The sequence below is a fragment of the Streptomyces sp. GQ60 genome (assembly GCF_059758875.1).
Genome location: NZ_JCAXEG010000018.1, coordinates 62,513 through 87,933, shown reverse-complemented (window position 1 = coordinate 87,933; position 25,421 = coordinate 62,513). Strand labels below are relative to the sequence as shown.

The following is a 25,421-nucleotide window of genomic DNA, read 5'->3' as shown; positions in this document are numbered from 1 at the left end:
ACGAGTCCCCATTCAGTATCCTTGGGAGACATACCGCACCTGCACAGCCGCAGTAGCGGGGCGGAAAGACGGACTGCCTGATACCTGCCATGGTTTCACTCGGCCCGGTCGCCCGCAACGCGGCCGAACAGCGTGCGCAGCTCCTGCTGGACGGGCGCGCCGCGCAGGTACTCGGCGATGCCGTGGTGGTTGTCGCTCCCGTTCCTGACCAGATGGTCGGCAACGAGATCGGGCGGACCGTACTCGGGCCGCAGCCAGTGGTCGAGCGCCACCAGGTCCCGCAGGTCCGAGACGTTGGACCAGGCCGCCACGCCTGTCGGGACCGCCGGCGGGAGCGCGAGCTGGTCCTGCACCTCGGTGATGCCGAGAGGGGACCCCGCGCTGACGAAGAGGCTGACGTCCCGTCGCTCCTCGCGGAGCACCTCGTACGCGATGACCGAGCCGAGGCTGTGCCCCAGCACGGCGAGCGGCCCGTCGCGCACGTCGGCCAGCTCGCTGCGGACGACCGCGCGCATCGCCTCGCCGACGCCGCCGAAGAAGTACGCGTACACGTCCTCGAAGGTGAGCTTCACGAGCAGCTCGAAGACGGGTGCGCGCATGAAGAGGGGGAGCGGCAGCGCCTCGGCCAGGTCCGACGGGGCCGGTGCGGGCGCCGCGTCCTCGGCCCGGCCGAGGGTCTCGGCCGAGTACGCCATCTTCGCCAGCCAGTTCGCCAGGTGCTCCTCCCCGGCCTGCGCCGACCGTGTCCCGAGCGCCGGAGCTGCCCTCCGGCGCGCCTCGCGGAGCGTCTCCTCGATGAACTCCTCCGGAGTCCGTAGCGCCGCCGGGCCCGGGATTTCCCGTACGGACGGCCGGTCGCCGGACAGCGGGTCGGGCTCGTCGTCGGGCAGTGGGGCGCGGTGCAGGACCGGCGCCCAGTAGGCCATCCGCGATGCCGCGCCCATGTCCTCGCCGAACAGCGCCCTGTCCCACTGGGACTTGAGCAGGTCCTCGCGGACCTTGTTCCCGTTTCCGTGGACGTAGACGACGGTGGCGTCGTGCATCTCAGCCGTCCAGGACCACGTCGTCGTAGCTCTGCAGTCGTTTCCAGCGCTCCGCGGGTGCGCGGGTGACGGGCATGAGGTCGGCGGCCGGCAGCGGCCCGAAGCCGAGTCCCGTGAGTTCGACGATGTCGGTCACGGGCACCTGGAACGTGCGGAACGGGCCGAGCGGCGGCGGATCGCCGGGCCTGGCGCCGGCCATCGCCCGTTCGCGGTCCCGGCTGAGGTCCGGGCTCTGGTCGAGGATGTACCCGGTCGAGGCCAGTCGGCCGTTCTGGACGAAGGCGGCCACCTTCCAGAACCGTAGTGGCACCTGGATGCCCCGGTAGGGCGGGTCGGAGTCGTGCAGGACGGGACCGGTGAAGACGGACAGCTTGCGGTCGAAGCGGGCCGCGTGGTCGAGCAAGTGGTTCTCCAGCCCCTGCCACAGTTGTTTGCCCTGGTTGAAGGCGTCCTGTTGCGGGGCCGCGTTGGTGAAGTAAAAGGTGTCGGTGTTCGCGCGGTTGGCCTCGCCCGCGGCACCCCAGACCGGGTCCAGACGGCGGACCAGGTGGCCCCGGTCCAGGGAGTTGTCGCGGTAGACGTCGTTGCCGGCCTGCTGGGCTTCGGGCACGCGCGGGTCGAACCCCCAGTCGTCGTCACGGGGTACGTCCTCCACGAGCTGCTCGCCGTCGATGCAGACGGCGGTGGAGGCGGCCAGCCTGCGGTCGGGGCGCAGGACGACGGTGAAGTGGGTGTAGGGGAGGACCACGGTCTCGATCCCGGCCGCGGCCGGGAGGGGGAGCGGGACGACGGCCCCGAGGAAGGACTCGTCGTAGCCGGTGCGATCGGCGAGGGAGCCCTGCCGTGCCGTGGCGCCCGCCGACCGGTCCGGTGGCGTGCTAATTGCGTTCATACGATAGCGATACCGCGCACAAGTGATCATCTACGGTGCGAGACGACGGGCCACCCGAACAGCGGCCCTCCCGCCGGCTCCGCTCGGCAGGCCCGATCGGGCGGCGTCCCCGGCACCCCGGTTCGGGCGGCGACCGCTGCGGAACCCATGCTGTCGACCTCCCTTTGCCCGCCACGCCCCGAGGAGTACCCGTGCCCACTGGTCTGTCCATCCACATCGGTCTGAACAAGGTCGATCCCGCGGCGTACGACGGCTGGGACGGCAAGCTCCTGGCCTGCGAGAACGACGCCCACGACATGGCCTCGGTGGCCCGCGCCGCAGGGTTCGGCGACACCGTGATCCTGACCGGCGACGGCACGGTGGAGAACATCACCGGGGAATTGCGCAAGGCGGCCGGACGGCTCAAGAGCGGGGACATCCTGCTGTTCACCTACTCGGGCCACGGCGGCCAGATGGACAACGTCGTCGGATCGGACGACGAGCCCGACCGGCTGGACGAGACGCTGGTGTTCTTCGACCGCCAGTTCCTCGACGACGAGCTGTACCGGGAGTTCCGACGGTTCGAGGAGGGGGTCAGGATCTTCGCCCTGCTGGACTGCTGCCACAGCGGCAGCGCGATCGAGTCCCTCCAGGGGCTGCTCACCCCGGAGGCGCTGGAGTCGCAGTTCCAGACCCGTGACCCGGACCAGGTGGAGGAGGCGTCCCGGCTGATGCCGCTGCTCAAGCAACAGGAGATCTTCGCCCGGGACCGGCCGTTCTACGAGGGCCTCCAGCGCGAACTCAAGGACGGCGACGGCGGCCGTCCGGCGCCCGGTGCCGTACTCATCGCCGCCTGCCAGGACAACCAGGTGGCGTCCGACGGAGACGTCAACGGACTGTTCACCGCGAACCTTCTCAAGGTATGGGGGAAGGGGGCCTTCCTGGGCAACTACCGCACCTTCCACCGCGACATCCAAAAGCGCATGCCCGCCAACCAGAGCCCGAACTTCTACACGACGGGCAACCCGTCGGACGGCTTCCTCAAGCAGAAGCCGTTCACCATCTGACACGGCTGTCGTACGGCCGCCCCGGGGGAGTCCCTCGCGGTGTCTCGCGGCACGGGGCCGCCGAACCTCAGTCGATCCGTACGCAGATGGCCACCGGCAGCCTCGGTGACCAGGTTTCGGTGCTGTGGTCGTAGGCGCGGGCATAGCCGTTGTTCCCGGGGGCGCAGGGAGCGGAGATGTTCGTCTCCAGGTAGACGGCCCCGCCGGGGACGCCGGAATTAGTCTTCGCGGTGACGGTGCCGTGGTACCTGATCTTCCCCGAGTCGAACTTGACGACCACGTACACCTTGCCGCCGAGGGTGAAGTTGCCACCACCGATCTTGAGATGGCCCCGGTAGGTGTACTGGAACAGGTAGAGGCCGGCGGGCGCCTTGTCCAGCGCGGCCGGAGCCGTCGACCGGACCTGGGTGGGCAGGCCGGCGGGTGCCGGGTCGGCCGTCGTGGTCGCCGCCGCCGTCGCCGTCGGCGAGACTCCGAAGCCGACCACGGCCAGGGCTGTCGCGGTTACCGCGGAACGGCGCGCCCAGCGAGAGGCCGAGCGTCGGAACGTGTGCATGGCTCGCTCCTTGGGGCGGTTCGGACCGATCGGTCCCAGCGGCGTGGCCGGCGCGCCTCGGTTGCAGGTCCGGACTCCTAGGACCCGCACCTGCCGAAGGTGACCACGTAGGTGCCGGCCAGGCTCTGGTCGGCTCCGGCCGGGTCTGCCGCTCCGCCCCTGGACGCGGCACCGATGTCGGTCAGCGAGGGGTCGCGGATGATCTCGGCGTGACCTTGCGTACTGATGTTCAGCCACCAGTTGACGGCCGCGTTCGGAGTGCCGCCTCCGCCCCACCCGTTGTACGCGATCTCGTGGCCGCTCCACGACCCGCCGTCGGCGCAGTAGCCGGCGTTCTGGATGCGGCGCCCGATCTGTACGTCGGCGCTTCCGGACACCCTCGGGTTCTGGTGCGGGTTCTTGCCCTCGCCCCACCACTTCTGGGCCAAGGAGGCGTTCAGGTGCGTCCGGGCGGCCGCCGTCAGCTCGGAGTCGAGCGGAAGTTCCGAAAGACCGAGGCGCCGGCGCTCGTCGTTGATCAAGCACACGGTGGCGAGGGTCTGGAACATCGTCCCGAAGCCGAAACGGCCCGGGTTGGCGGAAGGCGCCGTGTCGTCGGCCTCGGGCCCCATCGCGGTGCAGTCCACCGGGGAGGCCGCTGTCGGGGAGGCCGCTGTCGGGGTGGCGGTGGCCGGGGCGGCAGCGGCCGGGCCGACCGGAACCGACAGGGCGACGGCGGCCGCGAAGGACACGACGGCAGTGGCGCGCGGAATGCGGACCCTCATGGAGACTCCCTCCTCTCCCGCGGACCGGCACAGGGAACGGGTCCGGAACTGGAGGTGGTGGGGAAGGCGCGGTGCGCCGCTTCCCATGGTGCGCTCCGCGGGACGGCTCTGCCACTCGGCCCCGCACGGCTGCCCCGCGGCGGGATACCCGGCGGGGCGGGCTCGGCGGTCACACCGGTGTCGGACCGTCAGCTCCCGGTAAGGGGCCGGCCGGCACGGCCGTTGGGGACCTCCCGGACCGCTCGGCCGGGCCCGCGACCACGTGGGTCAGTCCGGTCGTTCGGACGCATCCCGGGAACGGCCGGCATCGCCGCCCCTCCACGCCATGGTCACCGTCAGATGGCAGCCCGCACCCGTCTTGGCGATGACCGCCCCGGCGGCGACCGAGAGGTCGACCCCGAACTGGATGGTGATGTCGTCGGGGCGGGCTTTGCGCAGTTGCTCGAGGGCCACGCGCGCCGCCTCCGTGACCGGACCGAGCGCCTCCTGCAGCGTTTCCGGGAGGTCGTGGATGGCGTCGCCGATACGGCTCTCCTCCATCGGCCCCTCGGCCGTGGCCGGAGCCTCGACCAGGACGTACCCGCCGCCTTCCAGCGGGATCCGAGCGAGAGGTGCCACGACTCCTCCTCCGTATGGACGGCGACGACCCCGTCCGTACGGCGACGACCCCTTCCGGGCCTGCAGAACCGGACCCCGGCCAGCGTTACAGGGACGGGGTCCCGACGCATGGCACAGGGGGCCGTCCGCGTGACACCTCGCCCGCCCCGCCGGCCCGTGGGAGGGTGGAAGGGAAAGGGTCGCGGCACCCGGCGCGGCCCGGTCGAGCCGCATGGACCCCGCCATGACCCAGCACCCGTTCCACGCCTCCCGTACCGCGCCGAAGGCGCTGGTGTACGCCGCGCTCACCCTCCTGCTCGCCGCGCCGGCCGTGGCCGCTCCGGCCGATCGGGGTCCGCTGAACCCTCAGGCGGTCGCCCGTGTCCAGGAAGCCGTGCTGGCGATACCCGCCATCGGGGTGTCCGACCTGACCGTCATCCCCTACGAAGGCAGCCCCGACGACGCCCCGGGCACGGTGATCCAAGATCGCGGCGTGGCATCGAGTCCGTACGGGCCCCGGGGCGGGGTCGGTCCCGGAGACGTGGGGAACTACATCGTGACCGCCCACCGCATCTCGGCCGGCGGACCGCTGTGGTCGCTGCCGTCGTTGAAGACGGGCGCGTCCGTGTTCGTGACGGCCGACGGCGTGCGGTACGAGTACGTCATCACCACGACGCGGACGACGTCCTTCCGGTCGCAGGCCTCCATGGACGAGCAGCGAGCCGCGGTCCCCGGCTCGCCGGGCACCGCCCCCACGCGGGCCATGATCACCGTGAGTACGTGCCTGACACCGGAGGACGACGCGGCGGGCAACTTCTGGCGTGACGCGCAGAACAACCCGGAGCACCGCCTCGACAAGATCGGTGTCCTGACCGGGACCGGGCCCGAGGAGCAGTGAAGGGGCCGGGCCCTGGACGTGTGCGCCCGATCGCCGGGGGAACGGCCTCACGGGCTGCGGGGCATGAGACCCGCTCCTCGATCACGCCGCGCGGGAGGCGGGTCGGTCTCGGGCAGTAGCCCGAGCATGTCCAGCAGCAGCGCCAGCTCGCTCGCGTCGGCGGCCCGTGAGGCGATGAAGCGGCGCGCCGCCACACGGTCCGCGGTCCCGGAACACGCCAGGAAAGCCGGCTCGTCACAACCAAAGGGATCCTTCACCCGGCCGATCCCACCACGCCCGCCCATGTCGCGCATGCGCATTGGTCCGCTTGAGCCACCGGCGTCCGAGCGGGCGGCGCGTCCGTCGCGTTCGTCAGGCCGCTGAGCGGTCGCACGCTCCGGACGTGGCGCTCGGCGCACGGACGCGGGAACCGGGTCCGGTTCCTCCTCCGCGTCGTGACATGCGTCACGGCCCGGCTGCCGCTCCGCCGCCCTCGCGGAGATCCTCCACCTCGGGACATTTCGCCGTATGTGCCTGTTTGGCGCCGGCGTGCCGCACTCTGCCGGAAGCGGATTCCGACGTTCCTGTTTCCCCGCCTCCAACAGGGCTGACGGGGACGGGTTCTGGCGGCAGGCCAGGAGTGTTCCGGGGTGGCCGCGGCGGTTGGAATGCACGATCTTCCGGCCGTTTCAAGCCGTCGTCCGAACATCCCGCGCGGCCGAGCGGCGGCCCCTTGCCAGGCTGCCGGCGGGCTTCTAAGAATGGCGATTCCTCCGGCGCTTTCGCGGTCCGGCGCCGGGAGCTTCGCGATCACCGAGTGAGGTCCCGCATGAAGAAGCACCGTAAGAAGACGCACCACAGGAAGATGGCCGTCGCTGTCGGGGCACTGGCCCTCGTGGCCGTACCCGCCACGGCCATGGCCTGCATCGACCCGCAGGAGACCGGCCCGATGCGGTCCATCGCGGCCGAGCAGGACAGCCGTCCCCGGTACGACTCGTACGGCGGCCCTTACGGCGACCCCGGCGCGCAGCAGCCCGTGCACGTCCCGGTTCAGGCCGGCGCCCCCGCCGAGATCGTCGAGCCGCCGGTCGTCCAGCCGCCCGCCGAGCCGGCCGGGTCCCCCGCGCCCTCGGATTCGGCGGCACCCTCCGGTGCACCGGCCGAGGTCCTCGCGCTCGTCAACAAGGAGCGCGCCACGGTCGGGTGCCCCGCGCTGACCGTCAACGCGAAGCTCACGAAGGCCGCGCAGGACCACAGCGAGGACATGGCGGCCCACTCCAACATGTCCCACACCGGCTCCGACGGATCCGACCCGGGCCAGCGGATCACCCGTGCCGGGTACGAGTGGAGTACGTACGCCGAGAACGTCGCCTACGGCTACGACACCGCCGCCCAGGTCATGGAGGGCTGGATGAACAGCCCGGGCCACAAGCGGAACATCCTCGACTGCCAGGTCAAGGAGATCGGCATAGGCCTGGCGCAGCCCGGCCAGTACTGGACACAGGACTTCGGCGCCACCCGCTGATCCGCCCCCACGGCCGTGCGCGACCTTCAGGACGCATACCCCGCCTTCGGCGCCCGCCCGGCGCCGTGGCGCGGTACGGCCGGTGCCGTCCGGGGTGTGCTGCGCAGGGCCCGGCCCACGGCTGTGAGCCTCAGCGTCTCCAGGGTGTCGGCCTGGCGTTCGGCGCGTGCCAGCAGCCGGCCCATGGCCTCCGTGTCCAGGCGGGGGTTCGAGCGGGCCAGCGTGTGCAGGGTCCGCCAGAGTTCCTTCTTGCCTTCGACACCGATCCTGATGGCCTCCAGTTCGAGAACATCGCTCAGAGGCGAGCGTGAGAACACCCTGCCGTTGGGCTTCAGCCGCCCCGCCTGCGCGGCGGCGATGCCCAGGAGCATGCGGAGGTTCTTCGCGGGGACGTCGAGAGTCATCATGACCTCGCGCAGGCTGTCGCGGTCCTCGCTGATCTCCTCGGCGAGGGCGGCGAGGCGCGGCCCGGCGTCGGTGGCTTCCTGGGCACGTGCGGTCCGTCTGGCGAGGGCGATTTCGGCCCCCGCTCCGGCGAGGTGGTCGTTGAGGTAGATGCCCAGCAGGCGGTGGGGGTCCGGGGCGACACGTTTCATGGGGATCTCCGATCGGGTGTTCCAGGCCCGGGCCCGGGCCCAGGCAGGAGGCGGGGATCCGGGGTGCCGGGTCCGGGGGTCCCCGCCTTCAGGGCAGCGGCACGCACGTACGACCGGACGCTGAGGCGGCGCGGTGCTCGCGAGATTCACCGCCGCTCTACCGGCTGCCCGCGTCACCCGGCCGCAACCCTCCCGCCGGCATTCACTTGCCCTCGCCTGCCGCCGACCGAGGCTCCGTAAGGACGAGGTGATCCTGGCCGTGCCGTCTTTTCGCGGCGTCCATGGTGTGCGTCGCACGCGCGTGGGCAGGCGCCGTGCGGGTCCGGTGAGGGAGGGCAGACGGCACTTCGCCCTGACCGACGCCCCTTCGGCCTCGAGGGGCCCGTCGTGAGGAGGACGGCATGACGCCCGCAGGACGGCCGGCGCGCCACCGCCGACGGAGGGATTCCTCGAGAACGCGGGAGCCGGAGGGCAAGGGCCGCGCCGAGCGGCAGGTCGGCGCCGGGCGATCGGCGGGTGAACGGCGGTGACGGCATACCTGGACCGGTTGCCGGAGGACCAGAGGCGCCTGCTGCGTCCGTCCTCCGGCCTGCCGGGCACGCCGATGCTCGCCACGCTCAGTGCCCGCCGCGAGTTCGGCGACGACTGGATCTTCGAACGCAAGCTGGACGGTATCCGGGCCCTCGCCGGTCGTCAGGGGGACGAGGTGAGTCTGCTCTCCCGCAACGGCAAGTCGCTGTACGCCACCTACCCGGAGGTCGTGGCCGCGCTGGAGGCCCAGGACTGCCGCGACTTCGCCGTGGACGGGGAGCTGGTCGCCCTCCGCGGTGGCCGTACCGAATTCGCCCTGCTCCAGCAGCGCATGGGGCTCACGGATCCCCAAGCCGTGCGGGCCGCGGGCCGCATCAAGGTCACGTACTACCTCTTCGACCTGCTGCTCCTGGACGGCATCGACACCACCCAACTGCCCCTGCGCACCCGCAAAGCGCTGCTCCGGACCGCCTTCGGCTTCGGCCGGTCTCTGCGGTTCACCCCGCACCGGAACCGTTTCGACCCCGCTCTGCTCGACGATGCGTGCTCCCACGGTTGGGAGGGGCTGATCGCCAAGCGCGCCGACGCCCGCTACGTCAGCCGCCGGACCACCGACTGGCTCAAGCTCAAATGCTCCGCCGGGCAGGAGTTCGTCATCTGCGGTTTCACCGAACCCGCCGGGCAGCGGACCGGCTTCGGCGCCCTCCTCCTCGGCTACCACCAGGCCGGCCGCCTGCGGTACGGGGGAAAGGTGGGCACGGGCTTCGACACAGAAACCCTGCGCACGTTGCGACGGCGTCTCGACGGCCTCGCGGTGGAGCACGCCCCCTTCGCGGCCGGCGAGGTGCGCGAGCGGTCCGCGCACTGGGTACGACCCGAACTGGTGGCGCAGGTCGCCTTCACCGAATGGACCACCGCCGGACGGCTGCGTCATCCCCGCTACCTGGGCCTGCGCGAGGACAAGCCCGCTCGTGCGGTGGTCCGGGAGCGACCGGACGGGAGCGGCCGATGACAGCGAAGCGGCATGCGACGCAGCCCGTGGCGCCCGCGGGCGGGCCTACGGGGGGCGGGGACGCATGACAGGACCCGGCCGGTGACTGTCGGGCCCGGCCGGGTCCTGTGTGCGTGGGCGTGACGGATCCGACCGCGGTCAGAGTTCTTCGTCGCGCATTTCGTCGCCGGCGCGCTCGTGCGCCGTGTCATCCTCGCGGCGGCGCTTCAGCTCCTCGGGGCTCTTCCCCCGGGCGCGCTCCGCGGATCCGGGGTGGACGGGATCCGGGCCGACGCGCTCCACGGAATCCTGCTCCTCACGGCCCTTGCCCGACTGCTGGCGCTTGTCCTGCCTACCGCCCATGACGGTGACTCCCTCGATGACGCATGGGTGAAGCTCTTTCCCCACCACGCTGACACACGCAGTGACGATCCGCACCATTTGCGTCACTGTGCGTGTGGTGGGCCGGTGGCCGGTGGCCGGTGGGCTGGTGGTGAGACCACACCACCGGGGACCCCGTACCTAGGCCTGCCTCCCCCGGACGGGCTTCAGCCGGAGCTGCTGCGGAGCCGACTTCAGGTGGGTCGCGAGGTCCGGCAGGCGCGGTGCCCGTCCCGCCGTGAACCAGAGCAGGACGTCCTCACCGGTCCGGACCGGCAGTGCGGGGAAGGTGTTCTCCGCGTGATGGGAGCGGTGTACCGCCTGTGCGGGGGTTCCGGCGGCGGTCAGAGCCGGGCGCAGGTGCTGCTCGAAGTGGTCGGCGAATGCCACCGGGTCCAGAGGGTGGCAGATGGTTGCGACGACGGGGCCCCTGGTGTCCGGGGCGGCGAAGCCCGGTCCGTGCAGCAGGAGCACGTCGTCCGAGTCGACCATGGTCGCGTTGGCCTTCTCGCGATGGGCCTGCCAGACGGGGCCGCCGTAGAAGGCGTGGAGCGCCCGGGCCCGCGCCGCCATGTCAGGGAAGCCGCGTAGCCAGACGAAGCGGTCCGGGTGGTCCATGTCCCGGAACCGGCCCCCTACGGTGATGCCGGCCGCCTCCTGTCCGGCGACGAACTCCCGCTCGAAGAGGTCGACCAGGGTGTCCCGGGCACCCGGGTGGAGGGTGTACTGCCGGAGTTCGACGATGGTGTGCATGGCCCGGATGCTAGAGCCGGTCCACTGACACCCCCTGTCAGTGGACGAGGAGCAACCCAAGGACCTAGCGCGGACCGCTGCCTCGGCCCGGGCGTTGGCCGTGGTCGCGGGCGAAGGCGTCGAGGGTTTGGCGGGGTGGGCCGTCCGTGTGCAGGAAGCGCTGGTCCAGGATGTCGGCCAGATCCTCCAGCGCGGCACTCAAGACGGCGCCGGCCACTCTGACGTCGTGGTCCAGGGCGCCCGCTGCCTGATCTGCGGCCCTCACGGCATATCCGATGTGGCCGGCGAGTGAGGTGCGGTCGTCCCCGTCGTGGAAGTAGTAGGACTCCGGGTACTGGAGGAAGTCGACCGAGACGACCGAGAGCCCGGCGGCCAGGTCGAGCAGCAGGGCCGCGCCCGCCGGGGAGCCGGTCCGCTCCGGCGAGGGATGGGCCCGTACGAGGTGGGAGAGGCGCAGAGCGAAAGCGCGACGGCGGGCGAGTGCGGGAAAGATTCCGAGGATCCAGGAGACGGTTGCGGTCAGGAGCGCGAAGCCGACCAGGGCCTCCATGGGGGCGACGATGCGCAGCCACCCCTCGGTGGGCGCGATGTCACCGAGGCCGAGGGTGGAGAGGGTCACCAGCGAGATGTACACGGCGTCGAGGAGGCTCACGCGATCGGCGGGCCGTACGACATCGGCGTAGACGAATGCTTCGGGCAGGTGCGGCCAGTAGATCAGCGCCCAGCCCGTGACCACCGTCAGCACCCACAGGGCGACGACCGACACCATGCCGAGCGGGCCCGTCAGGCCTGACGGGCCCAGTCGCGGACCGAGGCCGGCCGAGATCCGCCAGATCGCGGTCATGACGAGGCGGCTCAGACCTCCGTGACGCGTCGGATGCCACAGGGTGTGGAACACGTCCCGCAGGATCAGCAGCACCATGGCCGCGCCCACGCCTGTCACCAGCCACTGCATCCGGTACTCCTCTCCCGCCCGTCTCGCCCGCGACGCACCAAGGCTCCCGCACATCCGCTCCCGCGGTCCGCAACCGCGCCGGGATCGAGGAGGCGACGGATGGCCCGTCGTTCGGGCTGCGGGGCAGCCTCGGCATCCGATGCCGCGGATGCGGAGGCTGCCGTGCGTAAGGCCGGGGTCCGTCCGGTCCCGGCCTTCAGTGGCCGGCAGCTACCGGGACAGCGGGATCATGCGAGGTCGAACCGGTCGAGGTTCATCACCTTGTCCCACGCCGCCACGAAGTCGCGCACGAACTTCTCTCCCGCGTCCTGGCACGCGTAGACCTCCGAGAGGGCTCGCAGCTGGGAGTGCGAACCGAAGACGAGGTCGACGGCGGTCGCGGTCCACTTGACCCGGCCCGTGGCGCGGTCCCGGCCTTCGAACACGTTCTCCTGCGACGCCGACGCCTTCCACTCCGTACCCATGTCCAGCAGGTTGACGAAGAAGTCGTTGGTCAACGTCTCCGGCCGGTCGGTGAAGACACCGTGCGGGGACCGCGCGAAGCCGGTGTTCAGGGCCCGCATCCCGCCGGTCAGGACCGTCATCTCGGGTGCGGTCAGGGTCAGCAGGTTGGCCCGGTCCAGCAGGAGGGTCTCCGGCGACAGCTTCTCTCCTGCCCGGAGGTAGTTGCGGAAGCCGTCGGCCCTGGGTTCGAGTACGGAGAACGACTCCACATCGGTCTGCTCCTGCGAGGCGTCCGTGCGCCCCGGTGCGAACGGGACGGTGACGGCGTGCCCGGCGTTCTTGGCGGCCTGCTCGACGGCCGCGCACCCGCCCAGGACGATCAGGTCGGCGAGCGAAACCTTCGTACCACCGGTCTGCGCGCCGTTGAAGTCCTGCCGGATCTGATCGAGGGCCCGCACCACCTCGGCCACCTCGGGCTGGTCGTTGACCTCCCAGTCCTTCTGCGGCGCGAGCCGCAGCCGCGCCCCGTTGGCCCCGCCGCGCTTGTCGGTGCCGCGGAAGCTCGCCGCCGACGCCCAAGCGGTGGACACCAGTTGGGAGACGGACAGTCCCGAGGCGAGGATCCGGGCCTTGAGGTCGGCGGTCTCCGCGTCCCCGACCAGTGCGTGATCGACCGCGGGGACGGGGTCCTGCCACAGCTGCGGCTCGGCGATCCACGGGCCGAGGTACCGGGAGAGGGGGCCCATGTCACGGTGCAGCAGCTTGTACCAGGCCTTGGCGAACGCGTCCGCGAGCCTGTCCGGGTTCTCGTGGAAGCTCTTCGCGATCGGCCCGTAGACCGGATCCAGCTTCAGCGAGAGGTCCGTCGTCAGCATCATCGGCGCGTGCCGCTTCGCCGGATCGTGAGCATCGGGCACCGTGCCCTGGGCGGAGGCGTCCGTGGGGGTCCACTGCAGCGCACCGGCCGGGCTCCTGGTCAGCTCCCAGTCGTACCGGAACAGGTTGTCCAGATAGCCGTTGTCCCACTTCGTCGGCTCCGAGGTCCACGCACCCTCCAGCCCACTGGTGAGCGCGTCGACGCCCACGCCGCTGCCGGACGAATTCGTCCAGCCGATGCCCTGCTGCTCGATGGGGCAGGCCTCCGGCTCCGGACCGATGTACTCGGGATCGACGGCGCCGTGGCACTTGCCGAAGGTGTGGCCGCCGATGATCAGCGCGGCCGTCTCCTCGTCGTTCATCGCCATGCGCCCGAACGTCTCGCGAATGTCCCGGGCGGCGGCGATCGGATCCGGATTACCGTTCGGGCCTTCCGGATTGACGTAGATCAGCCCCATCTGCACGGCGCCGAAAGGACCGGTGAGTTCCCTGTCGCCGCTGTAGCGCTCATCTCCGAGCCACGTGTCCTCCGGCCCCCAGAAAACCTCCTCGGGCTCCCAGATGTCCTCGCGCCCGAAGCCGAATCCGAACGTCTTGAACCCCATGGATTCCATGGCGCAGTTTCCCGCGAAGACCAGGAGGTCGGCCCATGAGATCTTCCGTCCGTACTTCTGCTTGACGGGCCAGAGCAAACGGCGCGCCTTGTCGAGACTCGCGTTGTCCGGCCAGCTGTTGAGCGGCGCGAAGCGCTGGGCGCCGGAACCGCCACCGCCCCGGCCGTCGGCGATGCGGTACGTCCCCGCGGCATGCCAGCTCATCCGGATGAAGAGCGGTCCGTAGTGGCCGTAGTCGGCGGGCCACCAGTCCTGCGACGCGGTCATCACCCCGAAGACGTCCCGCTTCAGCCCTTCGAGGTCCAAGGTCGCGAACTCGGCCGAGTAGTCGAAGTCCTCACCCATGGGATCGGACTGAGGTGAACGCTGGTGGAGGACCTGGAGGTCCAGCTGATTCGGCCACCAGTCCTGGTTCGCCCGGGGGCGAGTCGGCGTGGGGGTCGGGGCGGGGATTGCCGGGTTCTCGCTGTCGCTGCCGGACACGTCGTCCTTCTTCCTCTCGCGGTGTGTTCCTCTGCCGGCTGCGCTGCCCGCTATCGACGCCGTTCGCTCGTGCGAGCCGAGACTGCGACTCATGACTCCGACGAGACCGTATCCTCGCGAACGACGCCGATAAATCGAGCGCGTATCGGCGTCCGTATGGTCGCGCACCGTGGAGCGCACCGCTACGAGAACACGCAGGGCACCCCCGTGCAACAAACAGCCCAGATCCAAAGGTGACATCTTCCTATCAGCGCGATTCCCCACTGCTGATATGGGAATCGGAAATGCGTTGGCCATCGATCGGCCCGGCCCGTACGTAATGGAGGCGTGAAGCGAAAATGAGCGACCTGTTGGAGCGACTGCGAGGGCGCGGCTGGCGCATGACGTCCCAGCGGCGAGCCGTGGCGGAGGTACTCGACGGCGAGCACGTGCACCTGACGGCCGACGAGGTGCACGCCCGCGCGGCGCGCCGGCTCCCCGAGATCTCCCGGGCGACCGTCTACAACACCCTGGGCGAGCTGGTCTCGCTCGGTGAGGTGGCGGAGGTCTCCGCACAGGGCCGCTCGAAGCGCTACGACCCCAACGCGCATCACCCGCACCAGCACCTGGTGTGCTCGGGCTGCGGCGTCATCCGCGACGTTCACCCGACCGGCGACCCACTGGCCGGGCTTCCGGCGGCGGAGCGGTACGGCTTCACCGTGTCCGACGTCGAGGTCACTTACCGCGGGCTGTGCCCCGCCTGTACGTGAAGCGGCCCGGGCGGCGGAACGGACGGGCATGGAAGCCGCGCGGCCGGGCAGGCGCCCGGTGCGGCCCGCGCGGCGAGCGTCCGGGGGCTGCGCCACAGCGTGACAGAAGGGTGGCTCGCGATGACCGACAAGATCGTCACCGTGTTCGGCGCGACCGGTCAGCAGGGCGGCTCACTGGCCCGGTCGATCCTCGAAGACAAGGACAGCGGCTTCGTCGTGCGCGCCGTGACGCGGCACCCGGAGTCGACGGCGGCAACGGAGCTGGGACGCCTCGGGGCCGAGGTGGTCCAGGCCGCTCTGGACGACGAGGCGAGCCTCGCACCGGCCTTCGAAGGCGCGTACGGGGCGTACCTGGTGACCAACTTCTGGGAGGACATGGACGCCGCGCACGAGAAGCGGCAGGCGGCCGCCCTCGCCCGGGCCGCCTCGCACGCGGGCGTGCAGCACGCCATCTGGTCCACCCTGGAGGACACGCGCCACTGCATTCCGATCGACGACGACCGGATGCCGACGCTCCAGGGCTCGTACAAGGTGCCCCACTTCGACGGCAAGGCGGAGGCGGACGCCTACTTCCCGGCGGCGGGCGTGCCCGTCACGTACCTGCGGACGACCTTCTTCTGGGAGAACCTGCTCAGCGCCTTCGGGCCGCAGCCGGGTGAGGACGGCACCCTCACGCTGAACTTCCCCATGGGGGAGAAGCGGCTGTCCGGCATCGCCGTACGCGATGTCGGCAAGACCGCGCACGCCATCCTCAAGGGCGGCGCCGACTACGTGGCCGCGACCATCAGCATCGCCGGCGAGCACCTGCGCGTGGCCGACATGGCGGCCGCCCTCACCGACTCGCTGGGCCGGCCCGTGCGCTACCGGCCCCTGACCCCGGATGCGTACCGCGCCCAGGGCTTTCCGGGCGCCGACGAGGCGGGGAACATGTTCCAGTTCTACGCCGACTGCGAGGCCTCCTTCACCGCCGCCCGCGACCTGGACGCCGTACGTACGGTCAACCCGGACATCCAGGACTTCGCCACCTGGCTGGCCGCCCACCACGATCAGTTCCACCCGAGCTGACGGCACGGGTGGAGGCCGCGGCGGGAGGCACGACCCCACGCCGACCGCCTGCTACTGCCCGCTACCCGCTACCGCCCACTGTCCGCCAGCGCAGAGGACGGAGCCTCGCGCTGGTGGGGGACGGGCGCGGGCGGTGTGGGCCGGGGGACGTCCTGGTGGAGCGCGATCGTCCGCGTGGGGGCGGGGATCGAGATGCCCTCCTCCCGGAACCGCCGGTGCAGCCGCTTGATGAACTCGTGCTTGATCCGGAACTGGTCACTGAACTCGCCGACGCCCAGGATCACCGTGAAGTCGATCCTGGAGTCCGCGAACGTGTGGAAGCGGACGAGCCCTTCGTGGTCGGGGACCGCTCCGTTGATGTCGGCCATGACCCCGCCGACCACGTCGAGGGTCACCCGCTCGACGTGCTCCAGATCGCTTTCGTAGCCCACGCCGACCTGGACGAGGATCGACAACTGCTGTTCCGGCTGGGTGAAGTTGGTCATGTTCGTGCGCGCGAGCCGCCCGTTGGGGATGATCACGAGGTTGTTCGACAGGTTGCGGACCACGGTGTTGCGCCAGTTGATGTCGACCACGTAACCCTCCTCGCCGCTCGTGAGGCGGATGTAGTCACCGGGCTGCACCGTCTTGGAGGCGAGGATGTGGACGCCGGCGAAGAGGTTGGCGAGCGTGTCCTGCAGGGCCAGCGCGACCGCCAGACCGCCCACGCCGAGGGCGGTGAGCAGGGGCGCGATGGACACGCCCACGGTTTCGAGTGCGACGAGCAGGCCCATCGCGAGCACCACGACCCGCGTGATGTTGACGAAAATGGTGGCCGATCCGGCCACTCCCGTCCGTGCCTGGGCCACGGACTGGACGAGACCGGCGACGACCCGGGCCGCGGCGAGCGTGGCCATGAGGATCAGCAGGGCGGTCAGCGACTGGTTCACCCAGCCGGAGACCCGGCTACTGAGGGGCAGCGTCGAAGCGGCCACGGCGGCGCCCGCGATGACGGCCGCCCCCGGGGCCAAGGTGCGCAGCGCGGCGACGATGATGTCGTCCCCGCTCCACCGCGTCCGCAGCGCGTGCTTGCCCAGCCACCGTACGAGGGCGCGCAGGAGCAGACCGGCCAAGGCGCCCGCGGCGAGCGCGATGCCGGCGACCAGCCAGTCGTGCAGGACGAGATCCCGGTTCAACGGACGGCCCCCGCCCCTCGCCGGACCGGGGAAGCGGCGGCGGGAGCAGCCGGCCGCCGTATGAGGTGTGTCGTCACCTTGTCACCTGTCAGTTCGTCGTGCGGGAAGCCGCGTTGGGACAGGCGTGCGCATGCCGAACGGGCTGCCATCCTGCCCCATGGCCACGGCGGCGCCGCAGGTGGGCCGGGTCTACCGCCCACCCGTGCTCTCGGGCCCGGGCGGCTCGGCCGCCGCCGGGTCCAGGATGCGGTTGAGGAAGCTCCTGGTCCGTTCCTGCCGGGGATCCCCGACCACCCGCGCCGCCGGACCCTGCTCGACGATCACTCCGTCGTCCATGAAAACGACCCGGTCCGCGACCTCGCGGGCGAAGCTCATCTCGTGGGTGACGACCATCATCGTCATGCCCTCGCCCGCCAGGACCCGCATCACGGCCAGCACCTCGCCGACGAGTTCGGGGTCGAGCGCCGAGGTCGGCTCGTCGAAGAGCATGACCTCCGGCCCCATCGACAGGGCCCTGGCGATCGCCACCCGCTGCTGCTGGCCGCCGGACAGCTGGGCGGGGAAGGCCGAGGCCTTGTCGGCGAGGCCGACGCGTGCGAGGTTCTCCCGGGCCACGGCCGCGGCCTTGGCCTTGTCCCTGCCCAGGACCCGGCGCTGGGGCAGGGTCAGGTTCTCCGTGACGTTCACGTGCGGGAAGAGGTTGAACTGCTGGAAGACCATCCCGATGCGGCGGCGTACGGCATCGATGTCCACGTCCAGGTCGGTGACCTCGGTGCCTCCGATGAAGACCCGGCCCTCGGTGGGCTCCTCCAGCAGGTTCACACAGCGCAGCAGCGTCGATTTGCCCGAGCCCGACGGCCCGATCACACACACGACCTCGCCGCGCGCGATCTCCAGGTCGATGCCGCGCAGGACGTGGTTGTCGCCGAAGGACTTGTGCAGTCCGCGGATCTCGATCTCCGGGCCGTCCTTGGCCATCGCACCCACCGCTTCCGTCTCCTGTGGCATCTCGTCCTCACGTGGCCTTGGCCGAGCGGGCCTCCAGGCGGCGCACCACGAAGCTCAGCGGCACGGTCACCAGGAGGTAGCACAGACCCGCGACCAGGATCGGGGTGGAGTTGGCGGTCTGGCTGGCGAGGTCCCGCCCGAACTTCGTCAGCTCCCGCTCCTGCAGTGTCACACCGAGGAACAGGACGAGCGAGGAGTCCTTGAACAGCAGGACCAGTTCGTTGGTGAGCGGCGGGATGACGATGCGGAAGGCCTGGGGAATCACGATCGAGACCATGGCCCGGGCGTGCGAGAAACCCAGCGAGCGGGCCGCTTCCAGTTGCCCCCTGGGTACCGCCTGGATGCCCGCCCGAATCGTTTCCGCCATGTAGGCGGCGGCCACCAGGCCGAGGCCGATCGCCACCTTGCCGTACGTGCCGCCGGGGATCTCCGTACCGGGGAACGCCAGTGGCACCGCCACGCCGACGAAAATGAAGATCAACAGGGCCGGGAGGCCTCGGAACAGTTCGATGTAGACGCCGGCGACCCACCGGTAGGGGGCCACCGAGGACAGCCGCATCATGGCGATGACCAGGCCGAGGACCAGCCCGAGGAGGAAGCCCGACAGCGTGTAGACCACCGTGTTGCGCAGGGCCGTGGTGATGATCTCCGGGAAGAGCCGCAGCGCCAGGTCCTTCTGGGCGAACTGGTTCTGCAGCCGGTCCCAGTCGGCGTTCACGCCGACCAGCACCAGCACGGCGACGAAGAGGGCGTACTGCACGCCCTGCGAGACGCGCCGCCGCTGACGCCGGGTCAGCCGAGAGGTCACGGCGCGGCCTGGGGCAGCGGGCCGATCCACTGCTCGTAGATCTTCTTGTAGGTGCCGTCGGCCTTGGCGTCCGTGATCGCCTTGTCGATCGCGGCCACGAGGGCGGTATTGCCCTTCTTCACCGAGAAGCCGTACTGCTCGCCCGTGTCGATGTTCTCCGCGAGGGTGAACTCGGCAGCGTTCTTGGGATCCTTGAGCCAGCCCTGGACGACCGGGTAGTCGATGACGACGGCGTCGACCTGGCCGGTGCGCAGCCCGTTGATCACCGCGTCCGAGCTCTCGAAGGCGACGGGGTCGAATCCCTGGGCCTTGGCGTAGCTCTCGCCGGTGGTCTCGGCCTGTGCGCCCAGCTTCTTCGACTTCGCCTTGAGATCGGCGAGTGAGGTGACGCCGCTCTTCTTGGTGGCGAGCAGTGCCTGGGTGGCGTCGAAGTAGGGCACGGAGAAGTCGACGTTCTTCTTCCGCTCGTCGGTGATCGTCATGCCGGCCGCCGCGAGGTCGCACTCGCCGGAGTTCAGGAAGGCGCCCGTCTTGAAGTTTTCGAAGGGAGTGTCGAGGATCTTCTGTTCGACCTTGAGCCGGCTCGCCACCAGGTCGACCAGGGCCACGTCGAAACCGACGACCTTGCCGTCCTTCTCGTACTGGAACGGCGGGTACGGCAGATGGGTGCAGGTCGTCAGTTTGCCCTTCTCGACGACGGGCACTCCGCCGGCCGCCTCACCTGCGCCGTCACCGCCCGAGGAGCATCCCGCGAGGAGGAACGCACCCGCCGCGGCGGCTGAGGCCGCGGCGCGGATACGGAGGCTGGTGCGGCGACTGCGGGTTCCTCTGGCCGTCCGGGACACGGTTGACCTCCACGAGTGCGGGGCGAGCGGCGATCACGGGACGGGACCGTCCGCCGAGATGCTAAGCCACGGGCGGCGCCCGTCGGGGGATCTTCGGCGATGCGTTCTGGGGACCCCCGGCCGACCCGTGTGGATCCGGCCATGATCACGAAGGCGGGGTGTCCGCCCCCCACGAACCGGCCCCCGGGCGCGCCGGCGGATCGATGGCGGGCCGGTCAAGGGAAATAGGACTCGAGGGTCCCGCGGCGCCTGATGTCGAGCGTCGCGCAGTGGAACGAGCCGCCGAACGGCGCGTAGTGCGCCAGGTCGCACGGGATGGGCTCGAAGCCCCATCGTTCGAGGGCGCGCAGCATGTCGGTGTGGTGCCGCTCCGCGATCACCCGGTGCTCGTCGATCATGAGGACGTTCATGCTGAGCCATTTGCCGCACAGCGAGGTGAGCTTGAGGACGCGCTCGCCGATCGGGTTCGGCTCGGGGGCCACGAGGATCTCCCACGAGCTCAGCAGGTCGGGCAGGTGGTCGACGTCGACGTATTCGGGATTGACCAGGAGCTTGCCGGGCGCGAGCGGGAGCAACGTCGTGTCGATGTGCATGGGCGTGCGGCAGCGGCTCTCGATCTCGTGGATGCGATAACCCGGCCCGAGGTGGCGGCGGAGCCAGTCGATGCCCATGCGGTTGGTGACGTTGCTCCGCGTGACGAACAGATCGCGTCCCGCGCGTACGAAGTCCGCCGCGTCGAACACGGGCTCGAACTCGGTGAGGATGTAGCGCATGGGCTCGCCGGCCTCGGGCACGGAGAAGTCCGACTCGAAGAGGGCGTCCGTGAGCTGCGGCTTCGGCGCCGCCGTCCAGCGCGCACCACGCCTGAAGTAGTCCTTCAGGATCTCCCGGTAGGAGTGCGTCTCGAAGTAGCGGCACGGCCAGGCCATCGGGGTCTCGATGATCTCGTCGCCGATCACGAGCATGCTGTCGCGCGGGCAGGTGTTGAAAGAGCCGCGGGACGACCAGTCGGGCGTGCCGAACCGCTGCCTGTGGTCGACGGCGGCCGGCCGCGTGACCGTGACGCCGAGGGACTGCAAGAGGGCGACGAACTGATCGAGCTCCTCCTGCGCGGGCTCGACCAGCATGCGCGGATACTTGAAACCGGCGCCCAGGCCCTGGAACCGGGCCGCCCACGGCGGGATGTTGCACGCCACGACCGGATGGTTCCCGGGGACCGTAGCGCCGTCGAGGCGCCCGACGATCACCTCTTCGAGCGGATCCCACTCGTTGTGCGAACTGACCGGCGAAACGAGGGTCTCCGCGACCTCGCCGGCCGCGGGTGCCGACACCGACATCACGCGCCTCCCAGGGAGTGGAACCCCGCCGACACTGGACGCTCCATGATCTTCACCGCCCTCACCCTCGGTCCCGACGCCGGGGTGGGCCGGACCGCATTCCGTACCCGCCGCCTACCCGCGGTCGTCCCTCCCATGGCTGCGGGGACGGTGGAATCACGCGGTCCGAAACGTCTACATGGGGTCCATGGTTCCGCTGCCCCTGCCGTTCTCCTGCTCGCTCTTCTCCCGGATGTGCAGGGCCTTGGCGGTCAGCCGCTCCCGCTCCGCGGGATCGGCGGCCCGCTGCGCCGCCTGCTCCAGTTCCTGAGCCTTGTCGCGCATCTGCCGGGCCCGCTCGCTCGGCTGGCTTTCGGTGCTCATGATCGGTCCTCGAGGGGATTCGGGGCTAGGTCCTTCAAGCCAAGCAGGAGCACGCCGGACCCGCCACCGTGACGGGTCCAACAGGTCGAACCACGCGCGTACGAGACGGCGCGCCGGAGCCCGATGCGTCCCACGGGCAGGACGGGGTAGTCGCCGGAGGACCGGCACCAGCGAAGGAGGCCCGACATGGCGGCTCAGGAAGACTCCCGGCACCGCCCGCGCACCACCCCGTCCGAGGCCGAGGGGGAGAGCGGCGACCGCGAGGCCCGGCGGGAGGCGGACGAAGCCGTCGTCCGGCGTCCGGGTCGCGGAGGCGCGGCGGACGCCCGCGGACACGAGGCCAAGCGGCAGGCCCCGGGTACCGGCCGCGAGGAGCAGGACCGCCCGTACGACCAGGCGCCGTCGGGCGCCGGGGACCACGAGACGGAGTGATCGCGGATGCGCACCACAGCGGCACGCGTGATGGGCGCGGCCACCGTCGCATACGGCCTGGCGGTCGCGTGCAGACCCGAGGTACTGGCCCGCCCGTGCGGCCTGGCCGTACAGGGTTCCTCCGCACTGCCGATCCGAGCCCTGGGCGCACGGGACGCCGTCGTCGGCGCGGCCATGCTCACCGTCCCCGAGGGCAGCGGGCTGCGTACGGCCGTACTGTGCCGGGTGGCGCTCGACGTCGGGGACGCGCTGCTCTTCGGCACCCTCCTGCCCCACCGGACCGGGCGCGCCAAGGCGGCCTCGGCCGCGCTGGCCTGGGCGGTCCTGTGCGGCTTCACGCTGACCGACGACGGCCGCTCGGCGGCGACGCTCGTGGAGGACGCGACGAACGTCGCGGTACGGGCGGCCCAGTCCACCACCCGCGCGGATCTCTGACGCCCCGGCCAGTTCGAGGACCCGTTCGGCCACCGCGACACCCTCGCCGCGGGAGTACGCGCACCGCCCCGGGCGGGTGGGGCGGCGCGAGGACGCCTCGTGCGGATCGAGACCGTACGTCTGCCGGATCTCGCTCCTCGATCAACCGCAGGCAGCGGTCAGCGCGGCCGTGAACTCCCCGGCCAGTTCGGTGATGACGGGGAGCTCGAAGGCCAGCGCGTTGTACTGCAGCCAGCACCGCAGGCCGCCGTCCGGCTGCTCGACCACGGTCAGCTCCGGCACGCCCCGGTCGCCGCCCGGCAGCGGCCAGGGGACGGTGCTCCCGCGCGGCAGCTCCCAGGCCTCGCAGGTCAGGCCGGGGAGCTGCGCGGGCGCGGCCCACGCCTCGTAGCGGAGCCAGGCGGCGAACGGCACGGACGGACTGAACTCGGCGAACGGGTACAGCTGGTGGTCCAGTGCCTCGCTGTAGACCGCCCGCAGCCGGTCCACCAGTTCGGCGAAACCAGGTCCGCCGCTCGCGTCCACGCGCAGCAGCAGCGACTGGACGAAGCAGCCCACCGTGCGCTCGGCGTCCGGGCGCGGGCGGCCGGGCACCGGGGTCATCACCACCAGGTCGGGACGGCCGCTGCGGCTCGCCAGCAGTCCGGTCCAGGCCGCCGTGACGGCGAGGAAGGGAGTGGCGCCCAGCTCGGCCGCCCGCGCTCGCAGCGCTTCGGCCAACGGGGCCGGCACCTCGAACTCGTGCGCCTGGGTGAGTACTTCGTCCACCGCCCGGCGGCCGGCGAACTGCTCGACGGCCTCCGGCGCCCCGGCCAGCGCCGCTCCGAAATGGGCCCGGGAGGCGGGCCAGTGCGCGTTCGCCCAGTCCACCAGCTCCCGGTAGCCCGGGCCCGAGCGGGCCGGCGGGGCGGAGCGGCCCCGCCGCAGCGCGGAGTAGAACACCCCGAGGTCGGCCAGCAGCACACCGACCGACCAGCCGTCGGAGACCATGTGGTGCACCGCGACCAGCACCACGTGGTCGGTCTCGGATCGGCTGATCACCAGGAGGCGCGCCATCGGGTCACGGGCCAGGTCCGTGAGACGGTCGCGTTCGGCCAGCAGCAGGGCGTCCACCTCCGCGTCAGTGGCCCCCGGGGCCCGGGTCAGCGTGATCCGCACCCGGGGCTCCTCGTCCAGCACCGCCCGCACGACCCCCTCCCCGGCCGCCTCGAACCGGGTCCGCAGTGCCGGATGGCGCCGGACCACCTCGGTGAGCGCCAGGCCCAGGGTCTGCGGTTCCAGCCGGTCGGCCACCCGGAACAGCGCCGTCACCGCGCCGGCGTCCCGCCCGGGGGCCTCGGCCATCCAGCGGAAGAAGTTCTCCTGCTGCGAGGTGAGCGCGACGGCGTGCGGCTGCGCGCGGAGCGCGGCCAGGTAGGGCGTCACGGTCGTGTCCGCCGTCCCGGCAAGGGCGTCCTCAGCAGGGGTCGGCCGCCGGTCGGGGTGGTCCACCCAGGCGGCCTGGGATCGCAGCGAGGGCCGCTCGAAGACCACGGCGGTGCCCGCCCGGACACCGAACTCGCCGCTGATTCCGGAGGCGAGCTGGACCGCCCGGAACGAGTCGCCGCCGAGCGCGAAGAACTCGGCCGCCACGTCGGTGACCGGCCGGCCGAGCAGCCGCCGCCAGAGTCCGGCCAGCCGCAGTTCCGTCGGCGTGGCCGGGGCTACCGCGGGACCGGCGGGCTCCGCGGGCGCCTCGAACAGGGGGCGCAGCCGGTGCTTGACCACCTTGCCGCTCGGGTTCCTGGGCAGGTCGCCGGCGAGCAGGATCCGGACCGGCAGTTCGGGCCTGCTCAACCGGGCGCTCAGGAACAGCCGCAACTCGTCCAGGTCCAGGCCGCCGGGCCCGGCCACCACGACCGCCACCGGGACGGCGCCCATGACGGGGTGCGGCAGGCCGAGCGCGGCGGCGTCCGCGACCGCGGGGTGCTCGTGGAGCACCTCCTCGATCCGCAGCGTGGAGACCTTCAGCGCACCGCTCTTGATGACGTCGCTCTCCCGGTCGACCAGGTACAGGTACCCGTCCGGATCGAGGCGTCCGACGTCACCCATCCGCACCCGGCCGTCCCGGAACACCCGGGCGCTCTCCCCGGCGGCGCCCAGGTAGCCGCGCGGCGGTCCGGGCTGGCGGAGCCAGACCTCGCCGACCTGCCCGGCGGGCAGCGGCAGCCCGTCCGCATCCAGGATCGTGACGTCCCGGGGGTCCGCCGGGCGGCCCAGCGAGCCCGGGCGGCGGGCGTCGACCACGGTGGAGATCTGCGCGGGCGAGGCCTCGGCGGAGGTGTAGGTGTTGACCAGCGTCGCACCCGGCAGCGCCGCGGCCAGCGCGGCCGCCACCGGTGCGGGCAGTGCGGCGGCGGAGGAGTTGACCAGGTGCAGGCTGCTCAGGTCGTACCGCCCGGCGGTACCCGAGTTGACCAGTTCGATCGCCATCGAAGGCACCAGGAAGGCGGTGCCGACCCGGAACTTCTCGACCGCGACGCCGAACTGGTCCGCGTCGAAACGCGGCAGGCTGAGCGTGGTCGGCGCGGCGGTCAGTGCGCCCAGCAGCATCACCTGGCCCGCGTTGGTCCCGATCGGGAAGGCGTGCAGGGCGTGCCGCGAGTGCGCGTAGGCGCGGCGGCGCGGGTGGGCGGCCAGGCCGGCGGTGAGGCTTCCGTGGGCGGCGAGCACGCCCTTGGGCGCGCCGGTGGTGCCGGAGGTGCCGACCACCTGGGCCGGGTCGCCCGGGCCGACCCGGTACGGCGGGCCGTCCGGCGGCTCCGGGTGCGCCGCCAGCAGGGCGTCCAGACGCAGTTCCACCAGTCCCGGGAGGGCGGGCGGTTCACCGTCCCCCTCCCGCAGGACCGTGCCGGCTCCGGCCAGCGCGGCCAGGGCGGCGGCATCGCTCTCGGACAGGTCCTCGCGGACCGGAACGGGTACCCCGCCCGCGTACTGGACGGCGAGGAACCCGACGGCGTACCGGTCCCAGCGCGCGTTGGAGAACCGCAGCACGACCCGGTCGTGCGGTGCGACCCCGGCGGCGGCCAGCCCGACGGCAGCGCGCAGCGCCTCCTCGCGCCAACGGCGGTAGGTGAGTTCCCCGCCGCCGACGACCCCCAGCGCCACGTGGTCCGGGTGTTCCGCGGCCCGGGCGTCGAGGAGTTGGGGGACGGTCGTCGCGGCGGGCGGCACGGTGGTGGCGATGGCAGGCTCCGGGGTGAGTCGGGGGAGGGGAGGGTAGGGGAGGGAGGCGGTCGGG

Annotated in this window: 26 protein-coding genes; 8 read left to right on the top strand and 18 right to left on the bottom strand. The window is 71.5% G+C overall.

From position 1 onward, the window contains the following. Positions 1 to 95 precede the first annotated feature (95 nt). Both AC6CKD_RS31790 and AC6CKD_RS31785 read right to left on the bottom strand, forming a co-directional pair. Complete coding sequence (locus AC6CKD_RS31790; RefSeq protein ID WP_498332194.1) at positions 96 to 1,043, bottom strand: hypothetical protein; 948 nt, start codon at positions 1,041 to 1,043, stop codon at positions 96 to 98. A 1-nt stretch (position 1,044) separates the two neighbouring features. After that, positions 1,045 to 1,935, bottom strand: a complete 891-nt coding sequence (locus AC6CKD_RS31785; protein ID WP_498332193.1) for a DNA/RNA non-specific endonuclease — start codon at positions 1,933 to 1,935, stop codon at positions 1,045 to 1,047. A 191-nt stretch (positions 1,936 to 2,126) separates the two neighbouring features. Here AC6CKD_RS31785 and AC6CKD_RS31780 point away from each other — a divergent pair, with 191 nt between their 5' ends. Further along, a complete protein-coding gene (locus AC6CKD_RS31780; protein ID WP_498332191.1) occupies positions 2,127 to 2,981 on the top strand; it encodes a caspase family protein in 855 nt (284 codons plus the stop codon). 67 nt (positions 2,982 to 3,048) lie between these two features. On the opposite strand, the gene AC6CKD_RS31775 is transcribed toward AC6CKD_RS31780, so the two are convergent. The 3 genes from AC6CKD_RS31775 to AC6CKD_RS31765 all read right to left on the bottom strand — a co-directional run bounded on the left by AC6CKD_RS31775 (position 3,049) and on the right by AC6CKD_RS31765 (position 4,919). Then, a complete protein-coding gene (locus AC6CKD_RS31775; protein WP_498332190.1) occupies positions 3,049 to 3,537 on the bottom strand; it encodes a hypothetical protein in 489 nt (162 codons plus the stop codon). A 77-nt stretch (positions 3,538 to 3,614) separates the two neighbouring features. Further along, entirely contained in the window at positions 3,615 to 4,301 is a 687-nt protein-coding gene (locus AC6CKD_RS31770) for a CAP domain-containing protein (RefSeq protein WP_498332189.1), read from the bottom strand. Positions 4,302 to 4,568: 267 nt separating this feature from the next. Continuing rightward, on the bottom strand, positions 4,569 to 4,919 hold the full coding sequence (locus AC6CKD_RS31765; protein WP_498332187.1) for a CU044_2847 family protein: 351 nt from the start codon (positions 4,917 to 4,919) through the stop codon (positions 4,569 to 4,571). Positions 4,920 to 5,142: 223 nt separating this feature from the next. Here AC6CKD_RS31765 and AC6CKD_RS31760 point away from each other — a divergent pair, with 223 nt between their 5' ends. Beyond that, positions 5,143 to 5,796: a sortase domain-containing protein gene (locus AC6CKD_RS31760; RefSeq protein ID WP_498332186.1), complete on the top strand. Its 654-nt coding sequence runs from the start codon at positions 5,143 to 5,145 to the stop codon at positions 5,794 to 5,796. 47 nt (positions 5,797 to 5,843) lie between these two features. Here the strand turns inward: AC6CKD_RS31760 and AC6CKD_RS31755 are convergent, their stop codons facing one another. After that, entirely contained in the window at positions 5,844 to 6,089 is a 246-nt protein-coding gene (locus AC6CKD_RS31755; protein ID WP_498332185.1) for a hypothetical protein, read from the bottom strand. A gap of 515 nt (positions 6,090 to 6,604) precedes the next feature. Here AC6CKD_RS31755 and AC6CKD_RS31750 point away from each other — a divergent pair. Further along, entirely contained in the window at positions 6,605 to 7,300 is a 696-nt protein-coding gene (locus AC6CKD_RS31750) for a CAP domain-containing protein (RefSeq protein ID WP_498332184.1), read from the top strand. Positions 7,301 to 7,326: 26 nt separating this feature from the next. Here AC6CKD_RS31750 and AC6CKD_RS31745 read toward each other — a convergent pair whose 3' ends face one another. Further along, positions 7,327 to 7,896: a hypothetical protein gene (locus tag AC6CKD_RS31745; RefSeq protein ID WP_498332183.1), complete on the bottom strand. Its 570-nt coding sequence runs from the start codon at positions 7,894 to 7,896 to the stop codon at positions 7,327 to 7,329. 526 nt (positions 7,897 to 8,422) lie between these two features. Between AC6CKD_RS31745 and ligD the strand changes: the two genes are divergently transcribed. Next, positions 8,423 to 9,439 (top strand): non-homologous end-joining DNA ligase, encoded by a 1,017-nt coding sequence (ligD, locus tag AC6CKD_RS31740; RefSeq protein WP_498332181.1) that lies wholly within the window; start codon positions 8,423 to 8,425, stop codon positions 9,437 to 9,439. 138 nt (positions 9,440 to 9,577) lie between these two features. Here ligD and AC6CKD_RS31735 read toward each other — a convergent pair whose 3' ends face one another. From AC6CKD_RS31735 to katG, 4 genes are all read right to left on the bottom strand, one after another. Then, positions 9,578 to 9,781 carry a hypothetical protein gene (locus AC6CKD_RS31735; protein WP_498332179.1) on the bottom strand — a complete coding sequence of 68 codons (204 nt, stop codon included), beginning with the start codon at positions 9,779 to 9,781 and terminating at the stop codon, positions 9,578 to 9,580. A gap of 159 nt (positions 9,782 to 9,940) precedes the next feature. Then, entirely contained in the window at positions 9,941 to 10,552 is a 612-nt protein-coding gene (locus tag AC6CKD_RS31730; RefSeq protein WP_498332178.1) for an NIPSNAP family protein, read from the bottom strand. Positions 10,553 to 10,616: 64 nt separating this feature from the next. After that, complete coding sequence (locus AC6CKD_RS31725) at positions 10,617 to 11,507, bottom strand: potassium channel family protein (RefSeq protein ID WP_498332176.1); 891 nt, start codon at positions 11,505 to 11,507, stop codon at positions 10,617 to 10,619. Between the two features lie 227 nt (positions 11,508 to 11,734). Continuing rightward, positions 11,735 to 13,924 carry a catalase/peroxidase HPI gene (katG, locus tag AC6CKD_RS31720; RefSeq protein ID WP_498332174.1) on the bottom strand — a complete coding sequence of 730 codons (2,190 nt, stop codon included), beginning with the start codon at positions 13,922 to 13,924 and terminating at the stop codon, positions 11,735 to 11,737. Positions 13,925 to 14,262: 338 nt separating this feature from the next. On the opposite strand from katG, the gene AC6CKD_RS31715 reads away from it, so the two are divergent. Continuing rightward, positions 14,263 to 14,673 (top strand): Fur family transcriptional regulator, encoded by a 411-nt coding sequence (locus tag AC6CKD_RS31715; RefSeq protein ID WP_498332172.1) that lies wholly within the window; start codon positions 14,263 to 14,265, stop codon positions 14,671 to 14,673. Positions 14,674 to 14,793: 120 nt separating this feature from the next. After that, complete coding sequence (locus AC6CKD_RS31710) at positions 14,794 to 15,738, top strand: NmrA/HSCARG family protein (RefSeq protein WP_498332170.1); 945 nt, start codon at positions 14,794 to 14,796, stop codon at positions 15,736 to 15,738. 68 nt (positions 15,739 to 15,806) lie between these two features. On the opposite strand, the gene AC6CKD_RS31705 is transcribed toward AC6CKD_RS31710, so the two are convergent. The 6 genes from AC6CKD_RS31705 to AC6CKD_RS31680 all read right to left on the bottom strand — a co-directional run bounded on the left by AC6CKD_RS31705 (position 15,807) and on the right by AC6CKD_RS31680 (position 21,274). Next, positions 15,807 to 16,913 carry a mechanosensitive ion channel family protein gene (locus AC6CKD_RS31705; RefSeq protein ID WP_498332168.1) on the bottom strand — a complete coding sequence of 369 codons (1,107 nt, stop codon included), beginning with the start codon at positions 16,911 to 16,913 and terminating at the stop codon, positions 15,807 to 15,809. 189 nt (positions 16,914 to 17,102) lie between these two features. After that, positions 17,103 to 17,921 (bottom strand): amino acid ABC transporter ATP-binding protein, encoded by an 819-nt coding sequence (locus AC6CKD_RS31700; protein WP_498332166.1) that lies wholly within the window; start codon positions 17,919 to 17,921, stop codon positions 17,103 to 17,105. A gap of 7 nt (positions 17,922 to 17,928) precedes the next feature. Further along, a complete protein-coding gene (locus tag AC6CKD_RS31695; RefSeq protein ID WP_498332164.1) occupies positions 17,929 to 18,729 on the bottom strand; it encodes an amino acid ABC transporter permease in 801 nt (266 codons plus the stop codon). Further along, complete coding sequence (locus AC6CKD_RS31690; RefSeq protein WP_498332248.1) at positions 18,726 to 19,526, bottom strand: ABC transporter substrate-binding protein; 801 nt, start codon at positions 19,524 to 19,526, stop codon at positions 18,726 to 18,728. The genes AC6CKD_RS31695 and AC6CKD_RS31690 overlap by 4 nt, the downstream gene beginning before the upstream one ends. 263 nt (positions 19,527 to 19,789) lie before the next feature. Beyond that, positions 19,790 to 20,911: an amidinotransferase gene (locus AC6CKD_RS31685; protein ID WP_498332162.1), complete on the bottom strand. Its 1,122-nt coding sequence runs from the start codon at positions 20,909 to 20,911 to the stop codon at positions 19,790 to 19,792. 174 nt (positions 20,912 to 21,085) lie between these two features. Further along, positions 21,086 to 21,274, bottom strand: a complete 189-nt coding sequence (locus AC6CKD_RS31680) for a DUF6381 family protein (protein ID WP_498332160.1) — start codon at positions 21,272 to 21,274, stop codon at positions 21,086 to 21,088. Between the two features lie 186 nt (positions 21,275 to 21,460). On the opposite strand from AC6CKD_RS31680, the gene AC6CKD_RS31675 reads away from it, so the two are divergent. Both AC6CKD_RS31675 and AC6CKD_RS31670 read left to right on the top strand, forming a co-directional pair. After that, positions 21,461 to 21,706 (top strand): hypothetical protein, encoded by a 246-nt coding sequence (locus AC6CKD_RS31675; RefSeq protein ID WP_498332158.1) that lies wholly within the window; start codon positions 21,461 to 21,463, stop codon positions 21,704 to 21,706. A 6-nt stretch (positions 21,707 to 21,712) separates the two neighbouring features. Continuing rightward, positions 21,713 to 22,141, top strand: a complete 429-nt coding sequence (locus AC6CKD_RS31670; protein WP_498332156.1) for a hypothetical protein — start codon at positions 21,713 to 21,715, stop codon at positions 22,139 to 22,141. Positions 22,142 to 22,282: 141 nt separating this feature from the next. On the opposite strand, the gene AC6CKD_RS31665 is transcribed toward AC6CKD_RS31670, so the two are convergent. Continuing rightward, positions 22,283 to 25,354: a class I adenylate-forming enzyme family protein gene (locus tag AC6CKD_RS31665; RefSeq protein ID WP_498332154.1), complete on the bottom strand. Its 3,072-nt coding sequence runs from the start codon at positions 25,352 to 25,354 to the stop codon at positions 22,283 to 22,285. Positions 25,355 to 25,421 lie beyond the last annotated feature (67 nt).

What these genes read in the sequence shown, in the direction of transcription:
- AC6CKD_RS31675 (WP_498332158.1), top strand. Translation starts at nt 21,461, where the DNA reads ATGGCGGCTCAGGAAGACTCCCGGCACCGCCCGCGCACCACCCCGTCC.
- AC6CKD_RS31735 (WP_498332179.1), bottom strand. Translation starts at nt 9,781, where the DNA reads ATGGGCGGTAGGCAGGACAAGCGCCAGCAGTCGGGCAAGGGCCGTGAG.
- AC6CKD_RS31785 (WP_498332193.1), bottom strand. Translation starts at nt 1,935, where the DNA reads ATGAACGCAATTAGCACGCCACCGGACCGGTCGGCGGGCGCCACGGCA.
- AC6CKD_RS31725 (WP_498332176.1), bottom strand. Translation starts at nt 11,507, where the DNA reads ATGCAGTGGCTGGTGACAGGCGTGGGCGCGGCCATGGTGCTGCTGATC.
- AC6CKD_RS31790 (WP_498332194.1), bottom strand. Translation starts at nt 1,043, where the DNA reads ATGCACGACGCCACCGTCGTCTACGTCCACGGAAACGGGAACAAGGTC.
- AC6CKD_RS31745 (WP_498332183.1), bottom strand. Translation starts at nt 7,896, where the DNA reads ATGAAACGTGTCGCCCCGGACCCCCACCGCCTGCTGGGCATCTACCTC.
- AC6CKD_RS31760 (WP_498332186.1), top strand. Translation starts at nt 5,143, where the DNA reads ATGACCCAGCACCCGTTCCACGCCTCCCGTACCGCGCCGAAGGCGCTG.
- AC6CKD_RS31700 (WP_498332166.1), bottom strand. Translation starts at nt 17,921, where the DNA reads ATGCCACAGGAGACGGAAGCGGTGGGTGCGATGGCCAAGGACGGCCCG.
- AC6CKD_RS31680 (WP_498332160.1), bottom strand. Translation starts at nt 21,274, where the DNA reads ATGAGCACCGAAAGCCAGCCGAGCGAGCGGGCCCGGCAGATGCGCGAC.
- AC6CKD_RS31715 (WP_498332172.1), top strand. Translation starts at nt 14,263, where the DNA reads ATGAGCGACCTGTTGGAGCGACTGCGAGGGCGCGGCTGGCGCATGACG.
- AC6CKD_RS31775 (WP_498332190.1), bottom strand. Translation starts at nt 3,537, where the DNA reads ATGCACACGTTCCGACGCTCGGCCTCTCGCTGGGCGCGCCGTTCCGCG.
- AC6CKD_RS31750 (WP_498332184.1), top strand. Translation starts at nt 6,605, where the DNA reads ATGAAGAAGCACCGTAAGAAGACGCACCACAGGAAGATGGCCGTCGCT.
- AC6CKD_RS31770 (WP_498332189.1), bottom strand. Translation starts at nt 4,301, where the DNA reads ATGAGGGTCCGCATTCCGCGCGCCACTGCCGTCGTGTCCTTCGCGGCC.
- AC6CKD_RS31755 (WP_498332185.1), bottom strand. Translation starts at nt 6,089, where the DNA reads ATGCGCGACATGGGCGGGCGTGGTGGGATCGGCCGGGTGAAGGATCCC.
- AC6CKD_RS31670 (WP_498332156.1), top strand. Translation starts at nt 21,713, where the DNA reads ATGCGCACCACAGCGGCACGCGTGATGGGCGCGGCCACCGTCGCATAC.
- AC6CKD_RS31685 (WP_498332162.1), bottom strand. Translation starts at nt 20,911, where the DNA reads ATGTCGGTGTCGGCACCCGCGGCCGGCGAGGTCGCGGAGACCCTCGTT.
- AC6CKD_RS31710 (WP_498332170.1), top strand. Translation starts at nt 14,794, where the DNA reads ATGACCGACAAGATCGTCACCGTGTTCGGCGCGACCGGTCAGCAGGGC.
- AC6CKD_RS31730 (WP_498332178.1), bottom strand. Translation starts at nt 10,552, where the DNA reads ATGCACACCATCGTCGAACTCCGGCAGTACACCCTCCACCCGGGTGCC.